Source organism: Aeromicrobium sp., from assembly GCF_025965075.1.
GTDB lineage: Bacteria > Actinomycetota > Actinomycetes > Propionibacteriales > Nocardioidaceae > Aeromicrobium.
Genome location: NZ_JAOPXQ010000042.1, coordinates 1 through 9,465, shown reverse-complemented (window position 1 = coordinate 9,465; position 9,465 = coordinate 1). Strand labels below are relative to the sequence as shown.

Genomic DNA, 9,465 nt, shown 5'->3' with positions numbered 1-9,465 from the left:
ACCAGATGATGGACGGCGTCGAGGTCGGCCGCGTCAACGTCGGCGCGCGCGCCGTCGGCATCGCCAACCGGGCGTTCGAGCTCGGCATCGCGTACGCCCAGCAGCGCGAGACGTTCGGCAAGCCGATCGCCCAGCACCAGGCCATCTTGTTCCGCCTGGCCGAGATGGCGACCAAGGTCGAGACCGCGCACGCCATGGTGGTCAAGGCCGCCCGCCTCAAGGACGAGGGCAAGCGCAACGACGTGGAGGCCGGGATGGCCAAGATGATCGCGTCGGAGTACTGCAACGAGGTCGTGCAGGATTCGTTCCGCATCCACGGCGGCTACGGTTACAGCAAGGAGTACGAGATCGAGCGCCTCTACCGCGAGGCGGCGTTCATGCTCATCGGCGAGGGCACGTCCGACATCCAGAAGATGATCATCGGTCGGGCCCTGCTCAAGGACTACAAGCTCTGACCACGCAGACGGTCGGCCTCTAGCATGGACCACATGCCTCTCCAGAACTCCGGACTCTTCCAGCTCGAGTACCCCCAGTCGCTGGGGGTCTTCGACAAGTACGCCGACGCCCAGAAGGCCGTCGACTACCTCTCCGACCACGAGTTCCCGGTCGAGAACGTCCTGATCGTCGGCACCGAGCTGCGTCAGGTCGAGCGGGTCACGGGGCGCTTGACGTGGGGCCGCGTGCTGTCGGCCGGTGCCGGCTCGGGCGCGTGGCTGGGCCTGCTGATCGGCCTGATCCTCAGCGCGTTCTCGGACGGCAGCTCGGTCTGGGTCACGGTCCTCGGCGGCATCCTGTTCGGCGTCGCCTTCGGCGTCATCTCCGGCGCCCTGGGCTATGCCGCGACGCGCGGCCAGCGCGACTTCAGCTCGGTGCAGAAGGTCGTCGCGACCAAGTACGAGGTCCTCGTCGAGCACAAGTTCCTCGCCGACGGCCAGGCGCTGCTGGCCAAGCTGCCCGGCGCCAACCCCTTCACCTGACCCCAGCCCCCAGGAGCTCCCACCGCATGACCAAGACCAACCCCGGCCACTTCTTCGAGGACTTCCGGGTCGGGCAGGTGCTCCAGCACGCGACGCCGCGGACCGTCACGGAGGGCGACCGCGCCCTCTACGGCGCGCTCTACCCGACCCGCTTCGCGGTGCCCTCGTCGGCGGAGTTCGCCGCCTCGGTGGGCCTCGACCCGGCCCCGGTCGAGGACCTGGTCGCGTTCCACATCGCGTTCGGCAAGACCGTCCCGGACGTGTCCCTCAACGCGGTCGCCAACCTGGGCTACGCCGAGTGCCGCTTCCACCAGCCGGTCGTCCCCGGTGACACGCTCCGCACGAGCTCGGAGGTCATCGGGCTCAAGCAGAACTCCAACGGCAGGAGCGGCGTCGTGTACGTCCGCTCGACCGCGACCAACCAGCGCGGTGAGGTCGCCCTCGACTGGGCCCGCTGGGTCATGGTGCACAAGCGCGACGCCGAGGCCGCGGCCCCGGAGACCGTCGTCCCGGAGCTCGCGGCGGTCGTGGCGCCGGAGGACCTGGTCCTGCCGGCCGGGCTCGACTTCACGGCGTACGACTTCGCCGCCGCGGGGGAGCCGCACCGGTTCGCGGACTACGAGGTCGGCGAGAAGATCGACCACGTCGACGGCGTCACGCTGACCGATCCGGAGCACATGCTGGCGACCCGGCTGTGGCAGAACACCGCCAAGGTCCACTTCAACACCGAGGCCCGGCCCGACGGCAACCGGCTGATCTACGGCGGGCACATCATCTCGATGGCCCGCGCCCTGTCGTTCAACGGGCTGGCCAACGCCCAGCTGATCTCGGCGATCAACGCCGGCGCCCACGCGGCGCCCGCCTTCGCCGGCGACACGGTCTACGCGTGGTCCGAGGTGCTGGACACCGCGGAGACCCCCGCCCCCGGCGTCGGGGCGCTGCGCCTGCGGCTCGTGGCGACCAAGGGACGTGACGAGTCGATGACGCTGCGCGGCGACGACGGCAAGTACGCCCCCGGCGTCCTGCTCGACCTCGACTACTGGGCGCTCGTCCCGCGCTGATGACGACCCACGAGGACACCGAGGACCAGCTCTGGCTGGTCCGCCACGGTGAGACCGAGTGGAGCGCCGCGGGTCGGCACACGTCGACGACCGACCTGCCGCTGACCGCGGTGGGCGAGGCCGCGGCGCGTACGCTCACCGGCCCGCTGGCCGGCATCGCCTTCGCGCAGGTGCTGACCAGCCCGCGGCGGCGGGCCCGGCACACCGCCGAGCTCGCCGGGTTCCCCGATGCGGCGGTCGACCCGGATCTCGCGGAGTGGGCCTACGGCGACTACGAGGGCCTGACGACCGCTGAGATCCGGCGGACCGTGCCGGACTGGACCGTCTGGTCCCACCCCAGCCCGGGCGGCGAGTCCGCCGCGCAGGTCGCGGAGCGGCTCGACCGGGTCGTGGCCCGCGCCGTCGCCGCGGACGGCAAGACCTTGGTGTTCGCCCACGGGCACTCCCTGCGGGCGCTGGCCGCGCGCTGGCTCGGGCTCGACGTCGCCGAGGGCCGGCACTTCGCGCTGGACACGTCGACGGTCTCGGTTCTCGGTGTCGACCGGGGCATGCCGGTCGTGCGGCGCTGGAACGCCCTGCCGTAGTCCAGCCAGGCGCGGTCGGCCCGGCCGGCGTCGCTGCTCAAGGAGGCGCACGAGCCCGGGGCCGCCGCGGCGCTGGCCGAGAAGCTGGCCGGCGACGACATCGCGCAGCTCGGCTGACTGTCCGGGCGGTGCCCTAGCCTGAACTCGTGCGCATCGACCTCCACACCCACTCGAACCGCTCGGACGGCACCGACAGCCCCGCCGAGCTGGTCCGCAACGCCAAGGCCGTCGGTCTCGACGTCGTCGCCCTGACCGACCACGACGCGACGACGGGCTGGGACGACGCCGTGGCCGCGGGCCGCTCGGTCGGCATCCACGTCGTGCGGGGCATCGAGATCTCCACCCGCTTCCACGGCGAGAGCGTGCACCTGCTGGGCTACGAGTTCGACCCCGGCGACGCGGCGCTCGTCGCGGAGCTGCGCCGGGTGCTGGACGGCCGCGAGGGCCGCCTCCCACAGATGCTCGCCAGGCTCGCCGAGCACGGGATCGACATCACGATGGCCGACGTCGCGGCGCAGTCCGGTGACGCGGCGGCGTCGGGGCGTCCCCACATCGCCGACGCGATGGTCGCCAAGGGCTACCTCGCCGACCGCGACGAGGCCTTCGACGGCTGGCTCGACGCGGACGGCAAGGCTTACGTCGACCGCTACGCGGCGCCGCTGCTCGAGGCGGTGCGGCTCGTCAAGGACGCCGGTGGCAAGGCCGTCATCGCGCACCCCTGGTCACGCGGCAGCGATGCCGTGCTCACCGCCGCCGCCCTCGAGGAGCTGGCCGCGGCCGGGCTCGACGGCATCGAGGTCGACCACAACGACCACGACGTCAAGGCCCGCGCGGGGCTGCGGGACATCGCCCGCGCCCTCGGACTCGTGCAGACCGGCTCGAGTGACTACCACGGCTCGGGCAAGGGCCCCGAGTTCAGCCTCGGCTGCCAGACGACGGCGGTGCAGGAGTACGAGCGGCTGCTCGGCGGCTAGCTCGTCGGGCCGAACTGCTCGACGCGCACCATGTCGCTGCGGACCCCGGCCTCGCCGAGGATGCGGCCGACGAAGCTGACGAAGCCCACCGACCCGCAGACGTATGCCCGCTCGACCCCGTCGGCCAGCGCCGCGACCTCGTCGGGATACAGGTGGGCGGCGACCCGCTCGCTGCCGTCGGGGAGGGGATGGTTCTCCCGGGTCAGCGCGATGAACGCACCGGCGGTCTCGAGCTCGTCGGCGTACGGCAGCCGGGCCCGGGTCTGCGCCGAGGCCACGACCGTGAGGTTGGCATCGGTGCCGGTGCGCCGGGCGTAGCGCAGCATCGAGACGAACGGGACGACGCCCGAGCCGCCGGCGACGCAGATCGAGGGGGTCGTGCCGCCCCAGACGAACCAGCGACCGATCGGCCCGCGGGCCTCGAGCTCGTCGCCGACCTCGACGATGTCGTGCAGGAACGAGGACACCTCGCCGCGGGGGAGGCACTCGACCATGAGCTCGACGAGGGGATCGGCGGGATCGGACGCGATCGAGTAGGACCGCTGGGCCGTGTAGCCGTCGGGCGCGCGCAGGCGGAGGACGTAGTGCTGGCCGGGCACGTGGTCCTGCCGGTCGGCGACCTCGAGCCGGAGCCGGACGTAGCCCTCGGTCGACCGGTCGACCTCGCGGACGATCGCCGTGGTCCACGCACTCGCGATCACCCGCGTGGACGCGGGCGCCTCCTCGCTCATGCGTCGCCCTGGTAACGCTGCTCGAGCCACGGGTCCCCGCGGTCGTGGTAGCCGTTGCGCTCCCAGAATCCCTGCTCGTCGTGGTCGCGCAGCTCGATCCGGGTGATCCACTTGGCGGACTTCCAGAAGTACAGGTGCGGGACCAGGAGGCGGACGGGGCCGCCGTGCTCGGGCGTCAGTGGCTTCCCGTCGAACTCCCAGACGATCCAGGCCTTGCCGTCGGTGATGTCCGACAGCGGCAGATTGGTCGTGTAGCCCGTCGTCGAGGTCGCGAAGACGTGCGTCGCCTCGGGCCTGACCCCGGTGACGTCGAGCAGGGCGTCGACGCTGACGCCGCTGAACGTCGTGTCGAACTTCGACCACGTCGTGACGCAGTGGATGTCGCCGAAGTACGACGACGGGGGCAGCGCGTGGATGCCGCGCCAGTCCCACGTGGTCGGGGTGTCGACGAGCCCGTCGACCGTCATGGTCCACTCGTCGAGGTCGACCTGCGGGGTCAGCTCGGCGGACAGGACCGGCCAGCCGGCCCCGGTGTCGTACTGGCCGGGTGGGAGCCGGGTGTCGCCGCCGCGGCGGGCGCCCCCGGTGAAGCCTCGCGTGATGCCCATCAGCCGTGCCTCCTGAGGAACGGTAGCCAGGCCTCGACGAGGCCGGCGGGATTCTCGACGCCGGGTGAGTGGGCCGAGCTCGGGATGACGTGGATCTCGGTGCCGAGCCGCTGCGCCATGAGCGCCTGGACGTCGTGCGGCCAGGCATCGTCGTCGGCGCCGCGGGCGACCCACACCGGGAGCCCCGTCGCGGTGACGTCCTCGACGATGTCGGTGGCGTCGATCAGCAGCTGGGTCATGGCCTTGAGCGAGGCCGGCGCGTTGGCGGTGAAGCGTCGGGCCAGGAACGCCGTGATCTGGGCGGGCCGCTTGACGCCCTGCTCGCGCAGCTCGTGCAGCTGCAGCAGCGGGACCTTGCCGATCGCGGCGGCGAGCCGGCGCAGGGGGCGCTGCACGGTGTCGCCGAGGGCGCCCGGGCCGGTGCACAGCAGGTTGAGGGTCTGCCACGCGGAAGGATCGGTCACGACGGCGTGCTGCGAGACGAGCCCGCCGAAGGAATGGCCCAGCAGGTGGGACCGCGGGTGGTCCGCAGTCGCGCGGACGGCGAGCGCGTCGGCGGCGAACCCGTCGAGGGTGTAGTCGTCGGTCGGCAGCCCGGGGGTCTCGTACTGGCCGCGCTGGTCGTACGTCGTCGCGTCGTAGCCGGCCGCGGCGAGCAGCGGCAGCAGCGGGGTGAAGTCCTCCTTGCTGCCGGTCCAGCCCGGCACGAGCAGGACGTGGCCGATCGGCCGGTCGACGCGTACGACGTGCGCCGCGAAGCTGCCGCGGGCGGTCTCGAGCGACACGGCGGAGACGTCCGCCGGCAGCTCGAGGGTGCGCGGGACGCTCATCGGCCCCGCTTCGCGACCCGGGTGACGAGGGACTTCGGGAGGTACTGCGCCAGCCCCGCGAGGACCTTGTAGCGCAGGCTGGGGATCGACACCGTCTTGTCCCGCTCGAGGTCCCGCAGCGAGGTCTTGACGACGTAGTCGGCCTTGAGCCACATCCACCGGGGCACGCCGCTGATGTCCATCTCGCCACGCTGGTGGAACTCGGTCCGCACGAAACCGGGACACAGTGCCTGCACCGAGATGTTGACGTCGTCGTAATGGATGTCGGCCCACTGCGACAGGTTGAGCAGCCACGCCTTGTGGGCGGAGTAGATCCCGCGGGGCGTGAACGCGGCGACGCTGGAGACGTTGATGATCTGCCCGCCGCCGCGACCCGCCATGGACTTGATCGCGGCGTCCATGAGGTGCATCGGGGCGCGCACCAGGAGGTCGAGCTGGCGGTCCTCGTCGGCGATGTCGGTCGTGCCGAACCAGCCCGCGAGCGACGAGCCGGCATTGTTGACCAGGAGGTCGACGGGGCGGGTCGTGTCGGTCAGCACGTTGGCCGCGGCCTGCACGCCCGCGAGGGTCGACAGATCGGCCGTGACGACGTCGACCTCGACGCGGTGCTTGCTGCGCAGCTCGGCTGCGAGGGCCTCCAGCTGCGCGGTCGTGCGGGCCACGATCACGAGGTGGAATCCCCGCTTGGCGAGCTCCTGCGCGAACGCGTTGCCGATGCCTGCGGTTGCCCCGGTCACCAGCGCGCGACGTGTCATGGGCCAAGCATGCCAAATGCCGTGTCAGACGGTCCCCGGGGCCGGACCGTGATGACACAATGGCGCTCGTGACGACGACGATCGCAGTGGCCAACCAGAAGGGCGGGGTCGCGAAGACGACCACGGTGGTGTCCCTCGGGGCGGCGCTCGCCGAGCTCAAGCAGCGCGTGCTGCTGGTCGACGTGGACCCGCAGGGCAGCCTGACGTTCTCCCTCGGGATCGATCCGGAGGACCTCGACGTCACGGTGGCGGAGGTGCTGCTGGGCACCAAGCAGGCCGACGACGCCATCGTCATCACCGACGACGGCATGCACCTGCTGCCCGCCAACATCACCCTGACCCAGGCCGAGGAGAGCCTCGTCGGTCGCACGGGGCGCGAGCAGCGGCTGCGGGTCGCGCTCGACAAGGTCCTCGACGACTACGACTGGATCATCATCGACTGCCCGCCGACGCTGGGCGTCCTGACGGTCGGCGCGCTGTCCGCGGCGCAGCAGGTCCTGATCCCGCTGCAGGCCGAGACCCTCTCGCACCGCGGTGTCGGCCAGCTCCTCGACACGATCCACGACGTCCGCCAGTTCATCAATCCCAAGCTCGAGATCATGGGCGTGCTGCCGACGATGTACGACGGCCGCACCCGGCACGCGCAGGACGTCCTGCAGGCGATCCGCGAGACGTACGACCTGCCGATCGTGACACCGCCGATCCCCAAGACGATCCGGTTCGCCGAGGCGCCCGCGATCGGGCGGTCGGTCCTGTCGACCGCGAAGAACCACAAGGGTGCCGAGGCCTACCGGCAGGTCGCCGCCGGACTGCTGGAGTCGCAGGCCAGGCCGGCGCGGACGTCAGCGAGGAAATCCGCCGACAAGGCGTAGACCGCCCGGCGTGACGCAGCCTCGACGGTAGGATCAGGCTTGTGTCCAAGCGCCAGGCCTCCCACCGTCTCGCCCGTCGTCGGGCCCGGGTGAGTGGGCTGGGTCTCGCGGTCGGCGTCACGATCGCGGTCGGTGGCGCGGCGGTCGGCGTCGTTCCGCAGCTCACGGCCGGCTCGGCCGCGGCGGGCTCGGTCCCCGCGAGCGCCGGTGAGTCGGCGCTGGTGACGACGACTTTGGCGGACGTACCCGCCCCCACGACGACTCCGGCGCCCGCGAGGGTGACGGCCGAGCTGACCGCCAAGGTCGCTGCCAAGGCCGCCGCCGCGAAGGCCGCGGTGCCGGCCGTCCCGGCCCGGTCGGGCGACGGGCGGCGGATCGTGTTCGACCAGAGCGACCAGCGGGTCTGGCTGATCGAGGACGGCAACGAGGTCGCGCGGACGTACCGCGTGTCAGGCAGCCGGTTCGACAACCTGCAGCCCGGGTCGTACGTCGTGCAGTCCAAGCAGGAGCACGCGACGGCCTTCGACGCCAGCGGCACGATGGACTACTTCGTCCGGTTCGCAACGGGCTACAGCGAGCCGATCGGCTTCCACTCCGTGCCGCGCGACAACGCCGGCAAGCTCGAGCAGACCAAGGGCCAGCTCGGCACCCCGCTGTCGGCCGGCTGCGTCCGCCAGTGGAAGCCCGACGCGATCGCCCTGTGGAACTTCGCCCCCGTCGGCACCAAGGTCCACGTCACCGCCTAGACCCCACCGCTGACGGGTCACGTGCTGGCCCGTCAGCGTGAGGGTGGTCAGTCCTGCTTGGCGACGGGGGCGCCGCCGCGCGAACGGGTGCGGCTGCGGTTGCGCTTGCGGGGGGTGCGGGTCGCGCCCTCACCGGTCGCGCTCGACGGGGTCTGCTTGTCGCCCCCCGTGGTGCCGCTGGCCTCGGCCTGGCGTCCACCGCGGTCTCCACCGCGATCGCCGCCGCGTCCACCGCGATCTCCGCCGCCGCTGCGGCCACGGCCGCCACGGTCGTCGTCCTTCTTCGGCTCACGCGGCGAGGCCGCCTTGAGCCGGCCCTTGACGCCACGGTCGATGCCGAGGTCGTGGAACAGGTGATCGGACGTGGAGTAGGTCTCCTGGGGCTCGTCGAACGGCAGGCCCAGGGCCTTGTTGATGAGCTTCCAGCGCGTGATGTCCGCCCAGTCGACGAACGTCACGGCGATGCCCGAGGCGCCGGCGCGGCCGGTGCGGCCGATCCGGTGGACGTACGTCTTGTCGTCCTCGGGGCAGTTGTAGTTGATGACGTGCGTGATGCCGGCGACGTCGATGCCACGGGCGGCGACGTCGGTCGCGACGAGGATGTCGATCTTGCCCTCGCGGAAGCGGGTCAGCGCCTTCTCGCGGGCCGGCTGCGCCATGTCGCCGTGCAGCGGCGAGGCGGGGAAGCCCCGGTCGATGAGCTCGTCGGCGACCCGCTGCGCGGTGCGCTTGGTGCGGGTGAAGACGATGACCCGGCCCACGTCGTCGGCCTGCAGGATGCGGCCCACGATCTCGGGCTTGTCCATGTCGTGCGCCTGCCAGACGAACTGCGCCGTCGCGGGCACCATCTGGCTGTCGTCGTCGCCGGACTCGGCGCGGATGTTCATGGGGTGACGCATGTGCTTGCGCGCCAGTCCCACGATCGCGCCGGGCATCGTCGCCGAGAACAGCATTGTCTGGCGGGTCTCGGGGGTCTTGGCCAGGATCGACTCGACGTCGGGCAGGAAGCCCAGGTCCAGCATCTCGTCGGCCTCGTCGAGGACGAGCGACTTGACGTGGGACAGGTCGAGCGCGCCGCGGTTGGCCAGGTCCAGCAGACGTCCCGGCGTGCCGACGACGATGTCGACGCCGGACTCCAGCGCGTCGAGCTGCGACTCGTAGGGGACGCCGCCGTAGATCGTCAGGTTGCGGGTGCCGCGACGCTTCGACGCGACCGCGATGTCGCTGGCGACCTGGATCGCGAGCTCACGGGTCGGGGCGACGATCAGGGCCTGTGGCTTGCCCGCGACGACCTGGTCGTAGTCGGCGTCGTGGGGCGCGACGGTGC

General features: G+C 71.7%; 12 protein-coding genes. 7 read left to right on the top strand and 5 right to left on the bottom strand.

Translation table 11 applies throughout. From position 1 onward, the window contains the following. From JWQ91_RS02710 to JWQ91_RS02690, 5 genes are all read left to right on the top strand, one after another. Positions 1 to 455: acyl-CoA dehydrogenase family protein (locus JWQ91_RS02710; RefSeq protein ID WP_297780480.1), on the top strand; the 455-nt coding region annotated here is incomplete at its 5' end. 33 nt (positions 456 to 488) lie between these two features. Next, complete coding sequence (locus tag JWQ91_RS02705; protein WP_297780478.1) at positions 489 to 977, top strand: general stress protein; 489 nt, start codon at positions 489 to 491, stop codon at positions 975 to 977. A 26-nt stretch (positions 978 to 1,003) separates the two neighbouring features. After that, the gene (locus tag JWQ91_RS02700; RefSeq protein WP_297780475.1) at positions 1,004 to 2,038 is read left to right on the top strand and encodes a MaoC family dehydratase; all 1,035 of its coding nucleotides are present in this window, start codon (positions 1,004 to 1,006) and stop codon (positions 2,036 to 2,038) included. Continuing rightward, complete coding sequence (locus JWQ91_RS02695; protein ID WP_297780472.1) at positions 2,038 to 2,622, top strand: histidine phosphatase family protein; 585 nt, start codon at positions 2,038 to 2,040, stop codon at positions 2,620 to 2,622. The genes JWQ91_RS02700 and JWQ91_RS02695 overlap by 1 nt, the downstream gene beginning before the upstream one ends. Positions 2,623 to 2,768: 146 nt before the next feature. Further along, entirely contained in the window at positions 2,769 to 3,596 is an 828-nt protein-coding gene (locus JWQ91_RS02690) for a PHP domain-containing protein (protein WP_297780470.1), read from the top strand. On the opposite strand, the gene JWQ91_RS02685 is transcribed toward JWQ91_RS02690, so the two are convergent. From JWQ91_RS02685 to JWQ91_RS02670, 4 genes are read right to left on the bottom strand one after another with little or no spacing between them, the layout of a single operon-like run. After that, a complete protein-coding gene (locus tag JWQ91_RS02685; RefSeq protein ID WP_297780469.1) occupies positions 3,593 to 4,327 on the bottom strand; it encodes an FAD-binding oxidoreductase in 735 nt (244 codons plus the stop codon). The two genes, JWQ91_RS02690 and JWQ91_RS02685, sit on opposite strands and share 4 nt — an antisense overlap. Beyond that, positions 4,324 to 4,935, bottom strand: a complete 612-nt coding sequence (locus JWQ91_RS02680; RefSeq protein ID WP_297780466.1) for a sulfite oxidase-like oxidoreductase — start codon at positions 4,933 to 4,935, stop codon at positions 4,324 to 4,326. The genes JWQ91_RS02685 and JWQ91_RS02680 overlap by 4 nt, the downstream gene beginning before the upstream one ends. After that, positions 4,935 to 5,765, bottom strand: a complete 831-nt coding sequence (locus JWQ91_RS02675; protein WP_297780463.1) for an alpha/beta hydrolase — start codon at positions 5,763 to 5,765, stop codon at positions 4,935 to 4,937. The genes JWQ91_RS02680 and JWQ91_RS02675 overlap by 1 nt, the downstream gene beginning before the upstream one ends. Next, positions 5,762 to 6,520 (bottom strand): SDR family NAD(P)-dependent oxidoreductase, encoded by a 759-nt coding sequence (locus JWQ91_RS02670; RefSeq protein WP_297780460.1) that lies wholly within the window; start codon positions 6,518 to 6,520, stop codon positions 5,762 to 5,764. Before JWQ91_RS02670 ends, JWQ91_RS02675 begins: the two co-directional genes overlap by 4 nt. 59 nt (positions 6,521 to 6,579) lie before the next feature. On the opposite strand from JWQ91_RS02670, the gene JWQ91_RS02665 reads away from it, so the two are divergent. Further along, complete coding sequence (locus tag JWQ91_RS02665) at positions 6,580 to 7,392, top strand: ParA family protein (RefSeq protein WP_297780457.1); 813 nt, start codon at positions 6,580 to 6,582, stop codon at positions 7,390 to 7,392. A gap of 41 nt (positions 7,393 to 7,433) precedes the next feature. Then, positions 7,434 to 8,138 carry a L,D-transpeptidase gene (locus JWQ91_RS02660; RefSeq protein ID WP_297780456.1) on the top strand — a complete coding sequence of 235 codons (705 nt, stop codon included), beginning with the start codon at positions 7,434 to 7,436 and terminating at the stop codon, positions 8,136 to 8,138. A 47-nt stretch (positions 8,139 to 8,185) separates the two neighbouring features. Here the strand turns inward: JWQ91_RS02660 and JWQ91_RS02655 are convergent. Continuing rightward, positions 8,186 to 9,465 (bottom strand): DEAD/DEAH box helicase (locus JWQ91_RS02655; protein WP_297780453.1); only part of this gene is annotated, 1,280 nt, incomplete at its 5' end.